The following is a 19,571-nucleotide window of genomic DNA, read 5'->3' as shown; positions in this document are numbered from 1 at the left end:
CACACTCGGCGGCCCGGCGGTGGCGTCCGCCACCACCGCCGCCGTATCGCGGGGCGTGGGCGGGCGGCCCGGGGCGCCGTTCACGCGTCCCGGGCGGGCCCTCCTACTGGGGACGCCAGTTCGGCAGGCCGGCCGATGAAGGGCGCCAGGCCATCACCTGGGCCAGGTGGCGCAGGATCTCCTCCGCCTCCCGTCGGACCTGACCGGGGACATCACCGCGCTCGCGTACGAGCTGGGCGTAGATCGGCGCATCACTGCTGGTGCTGCTCACTTAGGACTTCACTCCCCTGAAGCCGGCACCGCGGGCCGGGCGGCACAAGTGTAGGCGGCGGCCTCGTGGCAGCCGAACAGAGGTCGGTACGGGCGGAGATGGGCGCTCACGAGCAGACCGTCCCGTCGGCCGGGGCGGTGCCGTCGACGAGGAACGCGTCGACGGCCTTGGTGGCGCAGGCGTTGTGCCCGTAGGAGCCGTGCCCCTCGCCCCGCACCGTCAGGTTGACGCCGACGCCGCGGCCGAGCGCGTCGGCCATCCGCTTCGCGCCCTCGACGGGGGTGGCCGGGTCGCCGGTGTTGCCGATCACGACGATCGGGGCCGCGCCCGCGGCGCCCACCTCGGGCTTGTCGCCCGTCCCGCGGACCGGCCACTGCGAGCAGCCGAGCAGGCCCTCCACCATCTCCGGGCCGAAGACCGGGGAGGCCGCGCGGAAGGCGGGCTCCTGCGCCGTCTTCTCCTCGACGGTGTACCGGCGGCTGGTGTCGACGCAGTTGATCGCCGCCTGCGCGGCGTTGGAGTTGTCGTAGTGCCCGTCCTCGCCGCGCCCGCTGTAGCCGTCCGCCAGCGCCAGCAGGATGTTGCCGGTGCCGAGCTGCCGCAGCTCGCCGAGCCCCTGGACGAGGTACTCCCAGGTCTCCTTGTCGTAGAGGCTGGCGGCGATGCCGGTGAGCGCGAGGTCGGAGGTGAGCTTGCGGCCGCTGTCGGTGGAGGCGGGCTTCGCCTTCAGCTTCTCCAGCAGCTCGTTGATCCGCTTGTTGCCCTCGGCGTCGCTCGGGCCGGTCGGGCAGTTGGCGGTGTACGTGTCGCGGCAGTACTTCATGGCGTGCTCCAGCGCCAGCTGGAAGCCCTTCGCCTGGCCGAGCCCGGCCTGGGCCTCGTCCGCCGTGGGGTCGACGACGGCGTCGAACACGGTGCGGCCGACGTTCTTCGGGAAGAGGTGGGCGTAGACCCCGCCCAGCCGGGTGCCGTAGGAGATGCCGAAGTAGTTCAGCTTCTGCTCGCCGAGGACCTGGCGCATCAGGTCCATGTCACGGGCGGTGTCGGCCGTGCCCACGTGGGGGAGCAGCCTGGCGGACTTCTGCTTGCAGGCGTCGGTGAACTTCTTGATCTCGGCGAGGGTGTCGCCGGTGCCCGGGTCCTCGTCGAGCGTCTTGTCGTCCAGGCAGAGGACCGGGGCGCTGTTGCCCACGCCGCGCGGGTCGAAGCTGACCAGGTCGTAGACCGCGCCCAGCTTCTTGTACTCGTCCGCCGCCTGAGGCAGCGTCCGGACGCCGGAGCCGCCGGGGCCGCCGAAGTTGTAGACGAGGGAGCCGATGCGCTTGCCCGCGTCGCCGGCCTTCTTGCGGATCAGGGCCACGTCGATGGTCTCGCCGCCCGGCTTCGCGTAGTCGAGCGGCGCCTTCATCGTGGCGCACTCCCAGCCCGCCCCGGGGGCCTTGCCGCCGCCCTGGGCGGCCGAGGGCGCCGGGCAGGTCCGCCACTCGGGCTTCTGGCCGGTCAGCGCGGCGGGCAGCGCCGGCAGCGGGGCGGGCGAGGCGGCGGCCGACCCGGAGGGCTTCGCCTGCGCCGGAGCCTTCGCGTCGCCGCCGCAGGCCGCCAGGGCGGGGACCGCCAGCAGGGCGGCAGCGGTCAGGACCGCCGCCCGGACGGGGCGGCGTATTCGGTGGGGCATGCGGGAGCTCCTGCGCGGTTCGGAGGCACGGGTAAACGAGTGACAAAGTGTAGGGGCGTATTCCGGTCAGATTTCCCCGGGGCCTCCCCCCTCACCCCGCCGGCGCCCCGCCCGTCGCCGGACCCGCCCGGTACCGGCCCGGGGTCGTGCCGAACTGGCGGCTGAACGCGTGCGAGAGGGCGTACGGCGTGCCGTAGCCCACCCGGCGCGCGACGGCGGCCAGCGGAACCTCGGTGCTGCGCAGCAGGCCCGCGGCGAGGTTCAGCCGCCACCAGGTGAGGTACGCCATCGGCGGACGACCGACCAGGGCCGTGAAGCGCCGCGCCAGGGTGGGGCGGGACACCCCCGCCTCCGCGGCCAGCCGGTCGGTGGTCCAGGGGGCGGCCGGATCGGCGTGCAGGGCCCGCAGCGCGGCGGCCGCCACCGGATCCCCCAGCACGGCGGGCCAGGTGCCCGCCGTGCCCTCCGCCGTCAGCCAGGAGCGGATCATGTAGACGAGGAGCAGGTCGAGCAGACTGGGGACCGCGACGCCGGCCCCCGGCCGCTGCCCGCCCAGCTCACGGCCCAGCAGGTCGATGGCGGAACGGAGTTCGGGGTGGCTGCCCACCCGGTTCGGCAGATGGACCACGGGCGGCAGCTCCGCCATCAACGGATGCGCCCGGCTGCGGTCGAGCCGGTACTTGCCGCACAGCATCTCCACCGCGCCCGCGCGGCCCCCCGCCGGCCCGGGCCCCCGCTCCGCGGCGCTGACCGTCTCGAACGGCACCGCCCGCGCCACGGCCTCCTCGTCCGCGGGCCCGTCGGCGAGCACGTGGCCCGTGCCGTGCGGCAGCAGCACCGCGTCGCCCGCGCCGAGTGCCACGGGCGGTCCGCCGTCCGGCAGCAGCCAGCAGCCGCCCTCCAGGACGACGTGGAAGCCGGCGCCGTCGTACGGGGCCAATCGGACGCACCAGCTGCCGTCCACGCGTACCCGGTCGGAGGAGGGCCGGCCGACCCGTACGGCGGAGATCGCGTCGCTCACCACATCCACCGGGCCACCCTACCCAGGGCTTCGGCGGTGAGCCGTTCGCGTATCCCTGTGATCATCCGGAGCATTGAGGCGCTCACCGGGCGTCCGTAGATTCCGGGTCATGGAGAACACGGAGAACACGAACGGAAACAGCATGGTGCTCGGCGACGTCGAGGTCATCCGCGTCGTCGAGTGGCAGGGGCCCTTCGGACCCGCGGGCGGCCTCGTTCCCGCGGCGGGGGAGCGGGTGTGGAAGGAGAACGAGGACTGGCTGGCACCGGACCACTGGCAGCCGCAGGACGACAGCGCCGTGATGGCCCTGCAGACCTGGGTCCTGCGCAGCGCGGGGGCCACCGTCCTTGTCGACACCGGAGTGGGCAACGGGCGCGAGCGCCCCGGCTCTCCGCTGTTCCACCACAGGGACGGGGACTTCCTCGGTGCCCTGGCCCGGGCGGGAGTACGCCCCGAGGACGTCGACTACGTCGTCAACACGCACCTGCACGCCGACCACGTCGGCTGGAACACCCATGACGTCACGGGGGAGTGGGTCCCCGCCTTCCCCAACGCCCGCTACCTCATCCCGGCGGCCGACGACCACCACTTCGGCCCGCTCGGCGGGTACGCGGGCGGTGAGCGGGTGGACGACCGGCTGGTCTACGAGGACAGCGTCGCGCCCGTCCACCGCTCCGGCCAAGCCGTGCTCTGGGAAGGTGCCCACCGCATCGACGCCCACCTGAGCCTGGAGGCCGCCCCCGGCCACACCCCCGGCTCCTCGGTGCTGCGCCTGGCGTCCGGCGGCGACCGGGCCGTCTTCGTCGGTGATCTCCTGCACAGCCCGGTCCAGATCGTCGCCCCGGGCTGCAACAGCTGCTTCTGCATGGATCCGCAGCAGGCGGCGGCGACCCGCCGACGGGTCCTCGCCCGGGCCGCGGACCTGCGGGAACTGGTGGTGCCCGCCCACTTCGGGGGCGCGGGAGCCGTGGAGGTCCGCCGGGAGGGGACGGGATTCGGCCTCGGCGCGTGGGCCGCCTACGGCCCCGGACCGGTGACGGACGAGGAGGCGTCGGCGTAGGCCGCCGTCCGGCCCGTCAGGGGTGATGACGCCGTGCGATGCGCGTCGACCCCCAGCGCGCCGCGGATTGCGGAGTCGGATCAAACGACTGTTACCGTCCGCAGCATGCCGGAACTCGTCGCCCCCACCCCCCGTCTGCATTCCTCCTGGCTCGCCGCCCAGGACGAGTGGGGACCCGACGCCCACCTGGACGGCGCCGGGCTCGGCTCGGACGACGACGTGGCCACCCCGCAGGGCTTCGCCGACTGGACCGCCCGGCTGCGCCGCCACGCCGACCGCACGGCCCCCGTGGAGCAGGGCCGGGTCCCCACCACCTACTGGTGGATCACCGAGGGCGACACCTACCTGGGCGCCATCGACCTGCGGCACTACCTGAACGCGTTCCTCCTCGACGCGGGCGGCCACATCGGCTACTGCGTCCGCCCGTCGGCCCGCGGGCGCGGCGTGGCCACCTGGGCGCTGGGCGCGGTCCTCTACGAGGCGCGGCTGCTGGGCATGGACCGGGTCCTGCTGACCTGCGACCCCGGCAACGAGGCCTCGGCCCGCACCATCGAACGCAACGGCGGCGTCCTGGAGGACGTGCGCGAGACCCTGATCGGCCCCAAGCGCCGCTACTGGATCACCCTCTGACGCCGGCGCTCCGCGAGCGGTCCGCGAGCCCGGACAGCTCCAGCGCGCGCAGCATGGCCGGCAGGTCCCAGTGGCCGCAGGAGCAGCCGGCGGCCAGCGCCTCGAGATCCGCGGGCCGGAGCTCCCCGCGCACCGCGGCGTCCAGCAGCCGCACCGCGGTCCGCCCCGGAGCGTCGTCGCGCCCGCAGCCGCAGTCGTCCCCGGCGCCGTCGAGCAGGGCCAGCAGCTCGCGGCGCTCCGTGAAACGGCTGATCCCGCAGTCCAGGCCGTCGTCGTCCAGGTCGTCCGGATAGGGCGCCCGGGCCCAGGAGCCGTTCTCCGACCAGTAGACGCAGCCGAGTTGCATGCCGGCGAGCAGGTCGCGCAGGGTCTCGTAGGGCAGCCAGTCCGGGCCCTGCGCCAGCATGTCGACAGCCGGCTCGTGCCACTTGACGCCGCTCGACTCGTCCTCGCCGTAGAGCACGTACCGCCCCTCGCCCGCCCGGGCGAAGGTCCACCAGGTGCAGCCGCAGTCGTCGAGGTGGAGCCCCTCCCCGTCGATCCAGTGGCCGGTGCGGTGGACGCCCCGGCCCTCCGCCTCGGTGCCGGCTTCCAGGACGGCGACCAGGGCCCAGTGCGCCCACAGCAGTTCGGCGGGCGGCAGGTCCCCGGGCAGGCCGGGACGGTGGATGGTCATGGTGGCGGGATCCCCCCGGACGTGACGGCCGCTTGCCGCCCGAGCGTAGCGTTCCCGTACGGACACGGCCGCCGCGGGGCCCCTCGGCGGGTCCGCGGCGGCCGGTCGGGTCATCGGGCGTTGCGCTCCGGCAGGTCCACGTCGGCCGGGGCGGCCGCGAAGCCGCGGGCGGACGCCTTCACCGGCTTCTTGCCGCAGAAGGCCCCTTCGAGGGTGCCGCCCAGGGCGGTGTTCGCCTCACCCCGGTTCGAGGTGTTCGCCATGGCGGTGAGGGTGCGCGCCCCGTCGCGGGTGGTGAAGGCGTAGGTGTAGAAGCCCTGGACGGTGCCCGTGTGCCCGTACACCGACGTACCGCACGACAGGTCGTAGCGGCGCAGACCCAGCCCGTAGAAACGGGTGTTGGTGGCGTCGGTGGGGGTCATGGTGAGCATCTGGTCCAGCAGCGCGGGCGCCACGAGCTTCCCGCTCACCAGGGCGGACATGAAGGTGGCGAGGTCGGCCGGGTTCGAGATCATCGCGCCGGCCGACTGCGCCCACGACACCGTCTGCTCGGTCGAGTCGACCAGCGGGGCGCCGGCCTCGTCCGGGGTCAGGTAGCCGTGCGCGTGCAGCCCCTTGATCTTCGTGTCGGGGTGCACGTACGAGGTGTTGCGCAGCTTCAGCGGCTTGATGATGCGGCGTTCGTACTCCTTGGCCACCGGCCGGCCGGTGGCCTTCTCGATGAGCATGCCGACGACCACGAAGTTGGTGTTCGAGTACTTGTACGCGAGACCCGGCTCGGTCGTGCGGGGCTCGGCCAGGGAGAGCTTGACCAGCTCCTCGTAGCCGAACACCCTGTTCCGTACGGCCTCGAAACCGGGGACCGTCTTGTCGAACATCGCGTTGGTGTAGTCCGCCAGCCCGCTGCGGTGGTTCAGCAGGTGCCGCACGGTGATCCGGTCGTCGGGCAGCAGCCCCGGCAGGTAGTGGTTGACCGGCCGGTCGAGCTCGATCTTCTTCTCGTCCACGAGCTGGAGCAGCACCACCGTCGAGAACGTCTTGGTGACGCTGCCGATCCGGAAGCGGGCCTGGGGATCCATGGCCTGGCCCGTACCGGTGTCGCGCACGCCGGTCTTCTCGACCCGGGTCTGCCTGCCGTCCGCGATCCGGGCCAGGGCGCCGGGGGCTCCGGCCGCGGTCGTGTTCCGCAGCGCCTGGGCCACGGCCTCCAGATCGGGATCGGGCAGGGCGGGGGCGGCCGTCCCGGCCGTCCCGGGGAAGGCGGGCGCGGCCTGGGCGGCGGTCGCGGGCGCGACGGCGGCCACCGTGGCCAGCAGGGCGGCGCTGACGGCCAGACGGCGGTTCAGGGGCAGGAGCACGTTGGTCCTCTGTACGGTCGGTGCGGTTGCGGGACCCGGAGGCCGCCTGCCGGAACGGTGCCGAGGGAGCAGTCGGCGGCCGAGTCGATCAAGAGCTTACGCAAGATCAGGCAAAGCCGGTCAGGGCGGGCTGCCCGAAGCCCCGTCACCGGCCGTGCGCACGCGCCCTGTTGACGCCCCGTCCGAACACCGCCGCCCCGGCGGGCACCCGTACCGGACGGCGGACCCGGATCCCCGGGCCCCGTACGGCTGCCGGCCGGGGGAGCCCCTACCGCGCCGTTCACCGGCGCGCAACCGGACGGCCGGCCGGGACGGGGCCCGCCCGCCCGGCGTCCGGCGGAATCCCGGGGGCCGAAATATGATGGGGCCCGGATCTTCGCGCGGCGGGAGCTGGGAGCCCATGGACATACCCCGGAGGGGTCCGTGACCCCTCGGCGCCAACCCCACCGGCCCGACAGCGCCGACCTGCTCAGCATGCTGGGCCGGCTCAGCGCCCAGGCCCGGGAAGGGGCCCGGTTCCAGCACGCCAGGGTCGAGCTGGCCGAGGCCCTCCAGCGCGAGATGCTGCCCTCCGCCCTGCCCGTACTGCCGGGCCTGCGCACCGCCGCCCGCTACGCGCCCGCCCAGCACGGCCTGGAGATCGGCGGCGACTGGTACGACGGGTTCCCGGTGCCCGACGACGCGCTCGCCTTCTCCGTCGGCGACGTACAGGGGCACGACGTGGCGGCCGCCGCGTTCATGGGGCAGGTCCGGGTCTGCCTGCGCGCCGTGGCGGCGGTCGTCGCCGACCCGGGCGAGGTGCTCCGCAGGGCCAACGAGGTGCTGCTCTCGCTCGACAGCGAGCTGTTCGCCACGTGCAGCCTGCTCCGCTACGACCCGCGCACCGGCGACCTCGCCAGCGCCCGGGCCGGGCACGTCCCCACCGTCTGGGCCACCGCCTCCGGCCGCTACGGCATCGCCGAGGACGCGGGCGGCCCGCCCCTGGGCACGGTCCCCGGCGCGCGGTACTCGGTGACCCGGCGCAGGCTGACCGAGCCCGGCTCCATCGTCCTGCTGACCGACGGCGTGGTCGAAGGGCCGTCGTTCCCGATCGAGGCGGGGCTGGAACGGGTGCTGCGGATCGTCCGGGACGGGGCCGGAGGAGACCCCGGCGAACTGGCGGCCGAGGTGATGAAGGTGGCCGACTCCACCGGCCACGCCGACGACGCCGCGGTCCTCGTCCTCAGCCACGACGCGGCAGGCCCCTGATCCCGGACGCCAGGCGTGTCACGCGCCACCCCGGCGGCGGGCTGTTGTCTGATGCTGTGGTGCGCACCGTGGAATGGCGAGGTCCGTCCGAAGCACTGCTCCGGATCCTCGGCGTCGCCGCCGCCTACTACCTGAGCGGCAGGCTCGGCCTGCTGCGGCAGGTGGTCGTCGAGGGCTCGGTCGTCACGCCCCTGTGGCCGCCCACCGGCATCGCGCTCGCGGCCCTGCTCTGGTTCGGCCCGCGGATCTGGCCGGGGATCGGCCTCGGCACGTACCTCGCCATCGAGGGGATCACCGCCTTCCGCCCCGTCGACCTCGTCATCGTCGCCTGCAACACGCTGGCCCCGCTGTGCGCGTACGGCCTGCTCCGCCGCGCCGGGTTCAGGCCGGAGCTGGACCGGCTGCGGGACGGGCTGGCGCTGGTCTTCCTGGGCGGTCTGGCGCCGATGCTGATCAGCGCCACCGGGGGTGCGGGCACGCTGATGGCCACGGGCGACCTGCCGCCGGAGAAGTTCTGGGGGGTGTGGTCGGCCTGGTGGGCGGGCGACACCATGGGGGTGCTGCTGGTGACCCCCCTGCTGCTGGCCCTGCGCCGGGCCCGGCTCCCCCGGGACCCGTACCGGGTGGCCGAGGCGCTCGCGCTGACCGCCGCGGCGGTGGTGGTGACCGCGGTGGCCACGCACAGCGGCCTCTCGCTGCTCTTCCTGGTCTTCCCCCTGCTCATCTGGGCCGCGGTGCGCTTCCAGCTCGCGGGCGCCGCCCCCTGTGCCCTGCTGGTGTCCGTCGTGGCCGTCGGCGCGGCCACCGAGCAGACCGGCCCCTTCGCCCGCCACAGCCTCCTGGAGGTCATGGTCAACCTCCAGGCCCTCAACGGGGCGGCGGCCCTGACCGGCCTGCTGCTGTCGGCCATGGTCACCGAGCAGATCAACATCCGGCTGAAGATCGAGGAGGTGTGCGAGGACCTCGCCGAGGTGGTGGCCCACCTCGCCCCCGGCCGGCGGGACGAGTGATCAGGGCAGCGGCACGCCCCGGGCCGTGGTCCAGAGCTCGTACCACTCCTCGTGCGTGAGGTCGGGCGCGCGGAGGGCCGCGTCGCGGCAGGCGCGGATCCGCTCCGGGCGCGCGGTGCCGACGACGGGTGCGATCCCCGCCGGGTGCCGGGTCAGCCACCACAGCAGCACCGACTCCGGGGTGGTGCCCTTCGCGCGGGCCAGGTCCTCCAGCAGCGCGGCGGTGGCGTGCTCGGCGGGCGTCCGCTGCCCGCCGGTGAACCGGCCCTGTGCGAGCGCGCCCCACGCCTGGAGGCGGATGCCGTGGTCGAGGCAGTGCTCCAGCGTCCCGAAGGGGAAGCCGTGGCCGGCGCCCTCGGGGGTGTTGAGCAGTACCCCGGCCTCCACCCAGGCGCGGCTGTGCAGGCTCATCTCCAGCTGGTTGGCCACCAGCGGCACGTCCAGCCGCGCCTGGAGGCGGCCGATCTGCGCGGCGCCCATGTTCGAGACCCCGAAGGCGCGCACCAGTCCCTGGCCGTGCAGGGACATCAGGGCCGCCGCGATCGCGTCCGGGTCGGCCAGGGGGTCGGGGCGGTGCAGCAGGAGCACGTCGATGACGTCGGTGCGCAGGCGTTCGAGGCTCTCCTCCACCCGCCGGACGATGCCGGCGCCGCGCAGGTCGTACAGGGCGGGGCCGCCGTCGGCGCCGGGCAGGCGGATGCCGCACTTGGTCTGGAGGGTGATGCGCTCGCGCAGGCCCGGCGTTCGGGCGAGGACCTCGCCGAAGACGGCCTCCGCCTTGCCGTGCCGGTAGATGTCGGCGTGGTCGAAGACGGTGATGCCGCTTTCGAGGGCCGCGCGTACGGCCTCCTCGGCGGCGTCGATGTCCTGCGGCCCGTACGGACCGGGCTCCCAGCTGCCGCCCAGTCCCATGCACCCGTACAGCACCCGGCCGCCGTGCGTACCCGTCTCGGTGTTCGTCGTCACGGGCCCCACCCTAAGGAGAGCCCCTAGTGGCGGCGGCGGTGGGTGCGGGCCTGGCCGGACCACCGGGTGACGGCGCCGCCCAGCCCGCACAGCCACCACACCAGGACGGCCGTAGCCGCCGCGTACGAGGGCCACATCAGCCGGCCGAGCGCCCAGCCGGTGGCGGCCACCAGCAGCGGCGGAGCGGTCGCGCAGGCCCATAGGGGGGCGCGGCGCACCAGCCGGACGGCCAGGCGGCCGCATGCGAACGCGGCCAGGGCGAAGAGGGCGAGCAGGAGCAGCGAGACGAGACCCACGGCGGTCGGAGCCTCCAGGTTCGGGAACGCAAGGACGATACGCGACCGACCCGCAGCGCAGATCCTGAACATCTCCTTGACTCCTCAAGCTTCTTCCGTGATGCTTGAGGAGTCAAGGAGGTAGCAATGAGTGATGTGCTGGATGTGTCCCTGCGCCTGGTGAAGGCCCAGACGGCGCTGGTGCGACGTTTCGACTCCCGTCTGGGGTCGCTGTACGGAGTCAGCCTGGCCGACTTCCTGGTCCTGCTCCACCTCGGGCGGGCGGAAGGCGGCCGGATGCGGCGGGTCGACCTCGCCGGGGCGCTGGGCCTGACGGCGTCCGGGGTGACCCGGGGGCTGGGGCCGCTGGAGCGGATCGGCCTGGTGGTGCGCGAGGCGGACGCCCGCGACGCGCGGGTGGCCTACGCCGCGTTGACGGACGCGGGACGCGAACGCCTGCGCGACTGCCTCAAGGCCGCCGAGCAGGTCGCCGCCGAGGTCTTCGCCGCGCCGCAGTGGGCTGCGGCCGACATCGACTCCCTCAGCGCGCTGCTCGCCCGCCTGGGCGGCACCGGACTGCCCGAGGACCGGGGCTCGGAGGGCTGACCGTGCGCGGGCCGGAGGTGGTGAACCCCTCCGGCCCGCGCGGCGGGTCGGGCGCCGGCCGGCGCGGTCCTCGCGGCGGGCCGGCTACCAGTAGTGCCGCCGTCCTCCGACCGCGTGGCCGAGGGCTCCGAGGATCCAGAGGATGAGGCCGATCACGACCAGGATGATGCCGATGGTCCACAGGATGGAAATGCCGACCACATAGCCGACGATCAGCAGAATGATACCCAGAATGATCATGGTGTTCTCCGATCTCCGGTGGTCGTCTGCCCACTTCCGGCCCCTCAATGCATCGCTGAGGGCACGAAGCGGCGCCGGGCGGCCGATGACCTCCGGCAGTGACGCCGCGACTACTGTGGGGTGAACACGCGGCGCCGCACGGGCGCCGCCACCCGTGCGATCTGGGGGGAATGGAATGGCACTTCAGCCTGCCGCCGTCGATCTGCTGGAGCTCAGCCCGGACTTCGTCCGGAACCCGTACCCGGTCTACGCGGCGCTGCGGGCGCGGGGGCCCGTCCACCGCGTGCGCACGCCCGACGGCGAGGACATGTGGCTGGTCGTCGGCCACGAGGCCTGCCGAACGGCCTTCACCGACCCGCGGCTGAGCCGCGACTGGCGCCGCTCCGGGGACGTCGGCCAGATCATCAACGCCGAACAGGACCACCCGGCGCTGGCGCACATGCTGATGGCCGACCCGCCGGACCACACCCGGCTGCGCCGCCTGGTGGCCCGGGAGTTCACCCCGCGCCGCATCGAGGCGCTGGCGCCGCGCATCCAGCAGATCACGGACGGACTGCTCGACGCCATGGAGGCCGACGGGGACCGCCGCGGCGACCTCGTGGAGGCCTTCGCGTTCCCCCTGCCGATGACCGTCATCTGCGAACTGCTCGGCGTCCCGGCCCTGGACCGCGACGCGTTCCGCGGCTGGTCCAACGAGATGGTCGCCCGCACCAGCCCGGAGGCGGAGGCCGAGGCGTACGCCGAGATGCCGCGGTACCTGAGCGGGCTCATCGACGCCAAGCGCGCCGAACCGGGCGACGACCTGCTCAGCGCGATGATCCACGCCGTCGACGAGGGCGGCGACCGGCTCTCCCCGGCCGAGCTGATCGGCATGTGCGTCCTGCTCCTCATCGCCGGACACGAGACCACCGTCAACATGATCGGCAACGGGATGCGCGCGCTGTTCGCCCACCCCGACCAGCTCGCCGACCTGCGCGCGGACCTCGGCCTGCTGGACGGCGCGATCGAGGAGATGCTCCGCTACGACGGCCCGGTCGAGACCTGCACGGAGCGGCTCGCCCTGGAGGACGTGAAGATGGGCGGGGTGGTGATCCCCAAGGGCTCCGCCGTGCTGATCGCCATGGCCGACGCGGACCGCGACCCCGCCCGCTTCGCGGAGCCGGACCGCTTCGACATCCGCCGCGACGCGCGTGGCCACATCGCCTTCGGCCACGGGCTCCACTACTGCCTCGGCGCGCCGCTGGCCCGGACGGAGGGCCGCATCGCGCTCCGCTCGCTGCTGGAGCGGTTCCCGGACCTGCGCAGCGATGCCGACGAGGCCGAGCTCTCCTGGGTGCCCGGCATGCTGATCCGGGGCGTACGGGAACTGCCCGTGCGCTGGTGACCACGGCCCCCGGCCGGCGCTACTCCGGGGCGGCGAGGTGCCCCTCCGCCGCCCGTACCGCTTCGTGGGTGGTGGGCCTGCCCATCAGCACGCACAGGGTGTAGGCCACGTCGTCCATGGCCCGCAGGGTGCCGGGGTTGGTGGGGTCGGCGGCGAGGCGGGCCTGGCAGCCGCGCAGGCGGGAGAGGACCTCCTCGGTCCGGGGCCGGCTCGGCAGGATCCCGACGTTCCGGAAGGCGCCCGGCGGCATGGGGGTGCGGGCCGCCTGCACCGCGCGCCGCAGGGCACGTTCCACGCGTACCGGCACCGGCAGGCCGAGCGAGCCGGCGACCATCGCCTCCGCCGCCTCGGCCGCCGTGATCCGGGCCCGGTCGGCCGCCGCGAGCAGGATCTGCTTCGCCTCGCGTGCCGAACAGGGCGTCGTGGCCATCAGCAGGCCCACCGCGCGCAGTTCGGTCGGCGCTTCACCGTGGGGCCGTCCCGGAAGGGGAGCGGCCCCGGCCGCCAGGGCGGCGGCGGACGGCGGATCACCAGGAGACGCCACGAAAGGATCCCTTCAGCGGGGTGTGCCCTCCCACGCTGACACAGGCGGTGACGTTCCGCATTCCGCCCGGGGCCGCCCCCGCGGGCCGGTTCCCGGGGCTGTGACCTCTCAGAACGCCGAGTTGGCGAACCAGCGGTCGAGCAGCTCCCCGTCCCCCGTGGCCGCGACCGCCGGCGCGGTGCGGTCCAGGCGCCCGTAGAGCACGAGCAGCAGGTCCGCCGCCGCGGCCCGGACCTCCGCCGCGGCGGGGGCCCCGGGTCCGTCCGCGACGAGGCCGAAGCCGTCGGGCCGCAGCCGGACCAGCCAGGTGCCGTCCGTGTCGGTGCACCGGAACCGGATGGCCTCGCCGGATCCGCGCAGGTGGGCGACCTTGGGGGCGAACAGGGCGGCGAAGGGCAGGTTGGCCAGGAACTCGTCCACGCCGTCCCGGGCGAGCTCGGGGTCGATCGCCGAACCGAGCCCCAGGGTCCGTTCGGCGTCGACGCGGTGCACGAGCGTCTCGAACAGCATCCGGCGGACCCAGAACCGGGCGTGTCCGTCCGCTCCCCACACCCACATGGGCGCGTCCAGGTCGGTGTCCGCGAAGACCTGCGCCGCCGCGGCGGCGCCGGCGCTCAGCCATGCGGCGTAACCGTCCTCGCGTGCGGGCAGGCCCAGGTCCACGTCGCGGCTCGTCGGCGGCTGCTGGATCCGCTGTCGCAGCAGCACCGAGAACCAGCGCTGCACACCGCCCGTGTGCCGGACCAGGTCGCCCAGCGTCCAGCCGGGACAGGTGGGCACGGGGGCCGTCGGATCGGCGTCCGCGAGCAGGGCCGCGAACCGGGCCGTCTCCGCCGCGACCGCGGCCCCGTGGTCGATCCGGTCGCCAGTGTGCATGGTGGGGCCCTTCCGTCCTGTCGTACGCGCGCCGTCGGCACTCTTTCACAGCCCCGGAGCGGGCCCGGAGCGGGGCCCCCGGAGCAGGGCCCCCGGCCGTCCCCGGAGCGCCCCCTCACCCGGCGCCGCCGGCCGGCCCCTCCCACAGGCGGCGCAGGTGGGCGTGGAGCACCTCCTCGGCCTCCTCCGGGGCGAGGTGCCCGATCAGGACGTGGGTGGTGAGGCCGTCCGCCAGGGCCAGCACGGCGCGGGCCTCACGCCCGGGATCCTGGGGAGCCGCAAGGCCGGCGCCCCCGCCGGCCTCCGCGATGAGGTGCGCGAACGCCTCCTGGAGGGCCGCGTAGTTCGCCCTCAGCGTCGCGGCGAGCGGCGGGCTGACCGCGGCCTGCGCGACGAAGGCGAGCCAGACCCGCGCCTCGGCCCGGTGCTCCGCCCGCAGCAGCGCGACCTCGGTGGCCGCGTGGCCCAGCGCGGAAGCCGCCGACTGGGCGGGGCTCCTGACGAGCCGGGCGCGCACGCGCTCGCCGATCCGCTCGCCGACGTACCCGAGGGCGAAGACCAGCATCTCCTCCTTGGTGGCGAAGCAGCGCTGCACCGCGCCCATCGAGACCTGCGCGCGGGCGGCGACGTCGCGCAGGGTGACGCCTTCCAGCCCGCGTTCGTCCGCGAGGTGGCAGACGGCTGCGGCGATGAGACGGCGCCGCTCCTCGTGGTCCACCTGCCGGGGCATCCCCGTCGCCTCCCCTGGTTCCGCCGGGCCGTACGGGTCCCCGCACGCGGCCCCAGCTTATTCGATGCGGGTGCATCACTTCCTCGGCTATGGTTCCGATGCAAGCGCATCACAACAGCAGGGGGAGGACCCGGGATCATGCAGGAAGCCATCTGGCGGCGGCCGGCCGCCGCGCAGGCGGAAGCGGTACGCAGTGCGGAGGTGTCGGCCGTGGAACTGGTCGAGAGCCACCTGGAGCGGATCGCCCGGGTCAACCCGCACGTCAACGCGGTGACCCAGCTCATGGCGGACCGGGCGCTCGAAGCCGCTGCCGCCACGGACCGCAGGCGCGCCGCCGGCGAGCCGCTCGGGCCGCTCGCCGGCGTGCCGTTCACGGTGAAGGAGACCACCCCCGTCGAAGGCGTCCCGACCACCTTCGGCGTGGAGCGCTTCCGCGACCTGGTGGCGCCCGCCGACGCACCCCCGGTGGCCCGGCTGCGCGCCGCCGGCGCCATCCCGATCGGGCACGCCAACATGCCCACCCTGGTCCTGGCCGGGATGCACACGCGCAGCGAACTGTTCGGCGACACCGTGAACCCCTGGGACCCGGCCCGCACCCCGGGCGGCACCAGCGGTGGCGACGCCGTCGCCGTCGCCACCGGCATGGCGGCCCTCGGCCTCGGCAACGACTCCGGCGGTTCCGTCCGGATCCCCGCCCAGTTCTGCGGTGTGGCGGCGCTCAAGCCCACCACCGGGCGCTTCCCCGCCGACCACCGCGTCCTCGGCCCCGACGACCCCGGTCCGGCCTCCCAGACCCTGGTCACCGACGGCCCCCTGGCCCGCACCGTGGGCGACCTGCGGCTGGCGTACGAGGCGCTGGCCGGCACCGACCCGCGCGACCCCCGGGCCGTCCCGGTCCCCGTCTACGGGCCCCCGCTGCCCGGGCCCGTGAAGGTCGCCGTGGTGGCGGACCCCGGCGGCCACGGCGTCCACCCGGACGTCCGCGCGGCCGTCGCCGACGCGGCCGACGCCCTGCGCGAGGCCGGCTACGACGTGCGCGAAGTGGCGGACGTGCCCCGGCTGGACGAGGCCCTGGAGGCGTACGGACTGCTCACCGTCACCGAGTTCGCCCCGAGCTGGCCGGTGGTGCGCGGCCTCCTCGGCGAGGGAGGGGACCGCTACATCGCGATGGCGATGGAACGCACCCCGCCCGCCACCGCCGCCGAGCTCGTCGCCCTCATGGGCACCTGGCTGAACATCCGCCGCTCCTGGGCCGGTTTCCTCGAGGAGTACCCGCTGTTGCTCGGCCCCTCCTTCACCGAACCCCCGGTCGAACCGGGGCTGGAGTCCCGCGACAGGGCGGGCCGGGACCGCGTCGCGACGGCCATGCGGCTGTGCACGGCCACCAGCTTCGTGGGCGTGCCCTCGGTGGCCGTGCCGACCGGCCTCTACGCCGGTCTGCCCGGCGGGGTCCAGATCGTCGGGCGCGCCTTCCGGGAGGACCTGTGCCTGGACGCCGCCCAGGCCGTCGAGGACCGGCTCGGCGTCCTCGCCCCGGTCGACCCCCGCCCGGCGGTCTGAGCGCCCGCCGGACCGGGACGCGGCCCCCCGCGGGACACCCCTTAGGGTTTGCCCATGGGTTTGACAGCGGGTCACGAAGGAGGAGCCCTGCCCGGTCCGATGGCGCCGGTGCAGGGCTGGCAGGCGCCGAGCGCGGTCGAGCGGGGGCTCTACGAGGCGAGGACCCGCGGCGACTGGCCCGCGTACTACGACCTCGTCGCCCGCGCGGACCTGTTCATGATGCAGTCGCGGGCCCAGATCGACGCGAACCCGGGCAACACCCGCTTCCACCCGTACTGGAACCCCCTGACCCAGAGCATGTGCCTGGCCGTCTACACCGGCGGCATGCTGCCGCCGCCCGCAGCCGACCCGGTCTACAACTGCTACGACCTCGGCTGGTTCGCGGAGGTCTGGAACGCGGACGACCCGCCGTACCTCGTCGTCAACCCCGGCAGCCCCTGCGAGGGGGTGCTCCCGGCCGGGCCGGAGGGCCGGGCCCTGTGGCAGCGCCACGCGGCGCAGGTGGAGCGCCCCGGGCTCGCCGGGGACGTCATCCACACCCTGGAGCTGGGCGGCCCCCGCGGCGGCCCGGTCGCCTTCGGCCTCGCCGTCGGCGCGCACATCGCCGTGCGCAACGGCCGCTACTGGAACGCGATGGCCTACCACGGCTGCGGCTACCTCGACGAGAAGCGCAGCCTGGAGCGCTGGTGGGGCGTCACCACCCGGGAGGACTGGCTGGAGACGGTGGAGCGGCTGCTGCGCGCGGGCATGGTCAGCGGTGTCTGGGAGTTCGTCCTGCAACTGCGCCGCTCCATGGCGCTGGACTTCGCGGGCCCCGTCGAGGTCGACCACTGGCGCCAGGCCGCCGCCCACGTGGTGCGCCGGCGCGCGGAGGCGGCCGCCGAGCCCCGGCTGACGGCGGACGGCGTCACCCAGGGCCGCCCCGTCACCCCGGCGGAGACCGAGGGCCAGGTGACGGGCGTGCAGCGGCTGATCGGCCGCATCGCCCGCTACGAGGCGCGCTTCCGCGCGGACGGCCTGCTGCCCGAAGGCGGCTTCGTACGCTCCGTCGAGGCCTGGGACTACGGCCGGGCCTCCGGCATGGCCCGGTGGGGCCTCGCCGCCCGCCTGGGCTCCCTGCAGGAGGCGGAGGCGGCGGTGGTCCGGGCCGGCCGTCTCGTCCAGCTCAACTACCGCTCGTGGGAGGACTTCTCCGCCGCCTACGTCCTCGGCCGCTGCCTCCACTTCGACGAGGAGGAGTTCGGGGAGTGGTACGAGACGGTCCTGGCCACCCACCGCGTCCTGACCACCGACCCCGCCAGCCCCTGGCGCACCCTCCCCTGGACCTGACCTGACCCGATCCGACCTGACCTGACCTGACCCGATCCGACCGGCCCCGGCCCGGGTGACGGCTCAGCGGCCGGGTTGGGCGCCGGCGGGCACCTCGTGGACCGTCCCGTCGACACCCGCCCGGTAGAGCCTGCCCGCCGAGAAGCCCCGGTCGCCCCGCCCGTAGGTGAGCTGCGTGGAGAGGGGGAGGCCCGACTCCACGGCGCACAGCCCGCCGTCCCCGGCCCGCCAGATCTCTCCCGCCGCATGGGTGGCGATCAGCGGGCGGCCCAGGCCGTCGAGGGTCAGCCCGTCGGGCAGGGCCAGGGCGTCTCCGGCGTCGGCGGAGAGCCAACGCCGGGGGTGCGCCGGATCGCCGACGGGGATCCGGTACAGCCCGGGGGCGACGGTCGTCTGGACCACGTACACCTCGCTCCCGTCCGGGGAGACGGCGATCCCGTTGGGCTGCGGCACCCGGGCCCAGGCCGGGTCGACCCGCCCGTCCGGGGTGACCCGGCCGATGCCGCGGCCCCCCAGGGTCGTGGTGTACACGGTGCCGTCGGGCGCGAGGGCGACGCCGTCGATCCCGCCGAGGCCGGAGGCGTACGTACTGACCGCGCCCGAATCCGGGTCCACGCGCAGCAGCTTCGAGGTGGGGAAGAGGTCACCGGTCAGCGAGTGCGCGAGGTCGTTGCCCGTGCCGACGAGCAGCTGCCCGTCGGGACGGACGACGATCCCGCCGTTGGCCCCGATGTTCCCGGTGAGCGCGACCGGGGCGCTGCCCGGCGCGTCGATGCGGTAGACCCGGCCGCTGAAGTAGGCGGTGGCGAACATCCGGCCGCGCCCGTCCACGGCGATCGATTCGACCCAGTCCGGCACCCGTGCCACCTGCCTCGGCGCGGCCGCCCCGGGGGCCTCGCAGCGGGCCGCCGCGTGCGCGGGCCCCGCGGCCGGCACGGCGGCGGCCGCGGCCAGCAGGACCGCTGCCGCCCATCCGGCGCGCGGCCCGCGCAAGGCGGCGCGGAACGTCCTGGTGAGCCTCATCGCTTCCCCTCCACGGTCGGACCCGGCTGCCCGTGAAGTATCGGCGTGCGCACCCGGACGCACCACCCCGCCTCTGCCCCCGGGGAAAGGGGCTGGGCTCAGGAGGGCTTGGCGGCCGAGAAGGCGGTGACGGTCGCCTTGTTGTCGCACAGGGCGAAGGTGCCGTCGGTCATGGCGATCTGGTGCGAGCCCGCGCCGGGGACGCCGACGACGAGGGTCGGGAAGCTGGCGGGAGTGGCACCCGAGACGCAGTACCCGTCCGCCTCGCCCTGGACGTTGACGAAGGTGAGCTTCGTCCAGGCGCGGGCGCCGGGCGCCAGCGGGACCGTGGACGCCGTGCCGCTGTGGGTGGTGGCGAGGGGGAGGTTCTTGCCGGGCGCGCCGTTGCCCGCGCCGGCGACCGTCGGGAACCCGTTCAGGGTGCAGGCGTGCTTCGAGGTGTTGGTGACCGCGACGACGGCGGCCCCGGTTCCGGTCCCCGGCGGGCGGACGGCGGCCTGCTCGGCGTCGGAGACCTTGACCTCGCTGATCGTGCAGGGCTTCCCCGCGCCGCCGGCCGGGGTGGGCGCCGTCCCGCCCCCGCCGGTGGAAGACCCGCCTGTGGAGGACCCGCCTGTGGAGGACCCGCCGCCGGAAGAGCCCCCGGTCGAGGAGCCGCCCGTCGGCGTCGGCGCGGCCGGTACCGAAGCCGCGGGCGCCGGGGGCGCCCCCGTCGCACCGTCGTCGGCCGGACCGCAGCCGGTCATCAGGGCGGTGGCCGCCGCGGCCGCCACCAGAGCCGCCGCCGTGCGGCGGACGCCTGCTGTGTACTGCATGGGGAGCTCCTCGGTGTCTGCCGGCCGGCCCCGCACCGGCACGCGCGTGGAGGGACACGCCGCCGCGCTCCGACGCAGTTCCCGGCCTGCGCGGTTGTGGCCGTCCTGTCACGCAACCATGACGTACGCCCGCCGGCCGCCCGGTGGAGAGCGGCGGGCGGCCGGGGCGCCTCGTACGGTACGCGGCGCCCCGGCCGCCCGGCACGGTCAGCACGACGGCCGACAACGACAAGCAGTACCAGGACGCCCGCATCATCTTCATCGACACCGAGAC

At 74.8% G+C, this 19,571-nt stretch carries 21 protein-coding genes; 8 read left to right on the top strand and 13 right to left on the bottom strand.

Going from position 1 to position 19,571, the window contains the following annotated elements:
- Positions 1 to 103: 103 nt before the first annotated feature.
- The 3 genes from AB0D45_RS12415 to AB0D45_RS12405 all read right to left on the bottom strand — a co-directional run bounded on the left by AB0D45_RS12415 (position 104) and on the right by AB0D45_RS12405 (position 2,976).
- Positions 104 to 271 carry a hypothetical protein gene (locus tag AB0D45_RS12415; protein ID WP_361611516.1) on the bottom strand — a complete coding sequence of 56 codons (168 nt, stop codon included), beginning with the start codon at positions 269 to 271 and terminating at the stop codon, positions 104 to 106.
- 106 nt (positions 272 to 377) lie between these two features.
- Positions 378 to 1,946, bottom strand: coding sequence for an alpha/beta hydrolase (locus tag AB0D45_RS12410; protein ID WP_362457653.1), 1,569 nt, complete (start codon positions 1,944 to 1,946; stop codon positions 378 to 380).
- Positions 1,947 to 2,037: 91 nt separating this feature from the next.
- A complete protein-coding gene (locus AB0D45_RS12405; protein WP_362457650.1) occupies positions 2,038 to 2,976 on the bottom strand; it encodes an AraC family transcriptional regulator in 939 nt (312 codons plus the stop codon).
- Between the two features lie 100 nt (positions 2,977 to 3,076).
- Between AB0D45_RS12405 and AB0D45_RS12400 the strand changes: the two genes are divergently transcribed.
- Entirely contained in the window at positions 3,077 to 4,027 is a 951-nt protein-coding gene (locus AB0D45_RS12400; RefSeq protein ID WP_362457648.1) for an MBL fold metallo-hydrolase, read from the top strand.
- A 105-nt stretch (positions 4,028 to 4,132) separates the two neighbouring features.
- On the top strand, positions 4,133 to 4,657 hold the full coding sequence (locus tag AB0D45_RS12395; RefSeq protein ID WP_361610891.1) for a GNAT family N-acetyltransferase: 525 nt from the start codon (positions 4,133 to 4,135) through the stop codon (positions 4,655 to 4,657).
- Here AB0D45_RS12395 and AB0D45_RS12390 read toward each other — a convergent pair.
- Both AB0D45_RS12390 and AB0D45_RS12385 read right to left on the bottom strand, forming a co-directional pair.
- Positions 4,647 to 5,333: a hypothetical protein gene (locus AB0D45_RS12390; protein WP_362457645.1), complete on the bottom strand. Its 687-nt coding sequence runs from the start codon at positions 5,331 to 5,333 to the stop codon at positions 4,647 to 4,649. The two genes, AB0D45_RS12395 and AB0D45_RS12390, sit on opposite strands and share 11 nt — an antisense overlap.
- 110 nt (positions 5,334 to 5,443) lie before the next feature.
- A complete protein-coding gene (locus tag AB0D45_RS12385) occupies positions 5,444 to 6,685 on the bottom strand; it encodes a serine hydrolase domain-containing protein (RefSeq protein WP_362457842.1) in 1,242 nt (413 codons plus the stop codon).
- A gap of 480 nt (positions 6,686 to 7,165) precedes the next feature.
- Between AB0D45_RS12385 and AB0D45_RS12380 the strand changes: the two genes are divergently transcribed.
- Both AB0D45_RS12380 and AB0D45_RS12375 read left to right on the top strand, forming a co-directional pair.
- Positions 7,166 to 7,939 (top strand): PP2C family protein-serine/threonine phosphatase, encoded by a 774-nt coding sequence (locus tag AB0D45_RS12380; RefSeq protein ID WP_361611155.1) that lies wholly within the window; start codon positions 7,166 to 7,168, stop codon positions 7,937 to 7,939.
- 56 nt (positions 7,940 to 7,995) lie between these two features.
- Positions 7,996 to 8,949 carry an MASE1 domain-containing protein gene (locus AB0D45_RS12375; RefSeq protein WP_361611147.1) on the top strand — a complete coding sequence of 318 codons (954 nt, stop codon included), beginning with the start codon at positions 7,996 to 7,998 and terminating at the stop codon, positions 8,947 to 8,949.
- Here the strand turns inward: AB0D45_RS12375 and AB0D45_RS12370 are convergent, their stop codons facing one another.
- Together AB0D45_RS12370 and AB0D45_RS12365 are read right to left on the bottom strand one after the other, a co-directional pair.
- Positions 8,950 to 9,915, bottom strand: coding sequence for an aldo/keto reductase (locus tag AB0D45_RS12370; RefSeq protein WP_362457642.1), 966 nt, complete (start codon positions 9,913 to 9,915; stop codon positions 8,950 to 8,952).
- Positions 9,916 to 9,938: 23 nt separating this feature from the next.
- Positions 9,939 to 10,211, bottom strand: coding sequence for a hypothetical protein (locus tag AB0D45_RS12365; protein WP_362457639.1), 273 nt, complete (start codon positions 10,209 to 10,211; stop codon positions 9,939 to 9,941).
- A gap of 126 nt (positions 10,212 to 10,337) precedes the next feature.
- Here AB0D45_RS12365 and AB0D45_RS12360 point away from each other — a divergent pair, with 126 nt between their 5' ends.
- Positions 10,338 to 10,796, top strand: coding sequence for a MarR family winged helix-turn-helix transcriptional regulator (locus tag AB0D45_RS12360; RefSeq protein ID WP_362457636.1), 459 nt, complete (start codon positions 10,338 to 10,340; stop codon positions 10,794 to 10,796).
- A gap of 84 nt (positions 10,797 to 10,880) precedes the next feature.
- On the opposite strand, the gene AB0D45_RS12355 is transcribed toward AB0D45_RS12360, so the two are convergent.
- Positions 10,881 to 11,036, bottom strand: a complete 156-nt coding sequence (locus tag AB0D45_RS12355) for a DUF6131 family protein (RefSeq protein WP_361609941.1) — start codon at positions 11,034 to 11,036, stop codon at positions 10,881 to 10,883.
- 175 nt (positions 11,037 to 11,211) lie between these two features.
- Here AB0D45_RS12355 and AB0D45_RS12350 point away from each other — a divergent pair, with 175 nt between their 5' ends.
- Positions 11,212 to 12,420 carry a cytochrome P450 gene (locus tag AB0D45_RS12350; RefSeq protein WP_361609942.1) on the top strand — a complete coding sequence of 403 codons (1,209 nt, stop codon included), beginning with the start codon at positions 11,212 to 11,214 and terminating at the stop codon, positions 12,418 to 12,420.
- A gap of 19 nt (positions 12,421 to 12,439) precedes the next feature.
- Here the strand turns inward: AB0D45_RS12350 and AB0D45_RS12345 are convergent, their stop codons facing one another.
- The 3 genes from AB0D45_RS12345 to AB0D45_RS12335 all read right to left on the bottom strand — a co-directional run bounded on the left by AB0D45_RS12345 (position 12,440) and on the right by AB0D45_RS12335 (position 14,570).
- Positions 12,440 to 12,964 carry a DUF5133 domain-containing protein gene (locus AB0D45_RS12345; RefSeq protein WP_362457633.1) on the bottom strand — a complete coding sequence of 175 codons (525 nt, stop codon included), beginning with the start codon at positions 12,962 to 12,964 and terminating at the stop codon, positions 12,440 to 12,442.
- A 108-nt stretch (positions 12,965 to 13,072) separates the two neighbouring features.
- Entirely contained in the window at positions 13,073 to 13,840 is a 768-nt protein-coding gene (locus AB0D45_RS12340) for a maleylpyruvate isomerase family mycothiol-dependent enzyme (RefSeq protein ID WP_362457630.1), read from the bottom strand.
- A gap of 115 nt (positions 13,841 to 13,955) precedes the next feature.
- Positions 13,956 to 14,570 carry a TetR/AcrR family transcriptional regulator gene (locus tag AB0D45_RS12335; protein ID WP_362457628.1) on the bottom strand — a complete coding sequence of 205 codons (615 nt, stop codon included), beginning with the start codon at positions 14,568 to 14,570 and terminating at the stop codon, positions 13,956 to 13,958.
- Positions 14,571 to 14,708: 138 nt separating this feature from the next.
- On the opposite strand from AB0D45_RS12335, the gene AB0D45_RS12330 reads away from it, so the two are divergent.
- Together AB0D45_RS12330 and AB0D45_RS12325 are read left to right on the top strand one after the other, a co-directional pair.
- A complete protein-coding gene (locus AB0D45_RS12330; protein WP_362457625.1) occupies positions 14,709 to 16,130 on the top strand; it encodes an amidase in 1,422 nt (473 codons plus the stop codon).
- 54 nt (positions 16,131 to 16,184) lie between these two features.
- The gene (locus AB0D45_RS12325; protein WP_361609947.1) at positions 16,185 to 17,459 is read left to right on the top strand and encodes a DUF1266 domain-containing protein; all 1,275 of its coding nucleotides are present in this window, start codon (positions 16,185 to 16,187) and stop codon (positions 17,457 to 17,459) included.
- Positions 17,460 to 17,522: 63 nt separating this feature from the next.
- Here the strand turns inward: AB0D45_RS12325 and AB0D45_RS12320 are convergent, their stop codons facing one another.
- Positions 17,523 to 18,482 carry an SMP-30/gluconolactonase/LRE family protein gene (locus tag AB0D45_RS12320; RefSeq protein WP_362457622.1) on the bottom strand — a complete coding sequence of 320 codons (960 nt, stop codon included), beginning with the start codon at positions 18,480 to 18,482 and terminating at the stop codon, positions 17,523 to 17,525.
- A 98-nt stretch (positions 18,483 to 18,580) separates the two neighbouring features.
- On the bottom strand, positions 18,581 to 19,297 hold the full coding sequence (locus tag AB0D45_RS12315) for a DUF4232 domain-containing protein (protein ID WP_362457619.1): 717 nt from the start codon (positions 19,295 to 19,297) through the stop codon (positions 18,581 to 18,583).
- Positions 19,298 to 19,571 lie beyond the last annotated feature (274 nt).

The organism is Streptomyces sp. NPDC048352, assembly GCF_040651895.1.
Taxonomy (GTDB): Bacteria; Actinomycetota; Actinomycetes; order Streptomycetales; family Streptomycetaceae; genus Streptomyces.
Note: the sequence above shows the minus strand (reverse complement) of the source record. Positions and strands in the feature narration are given on the sequence as shown.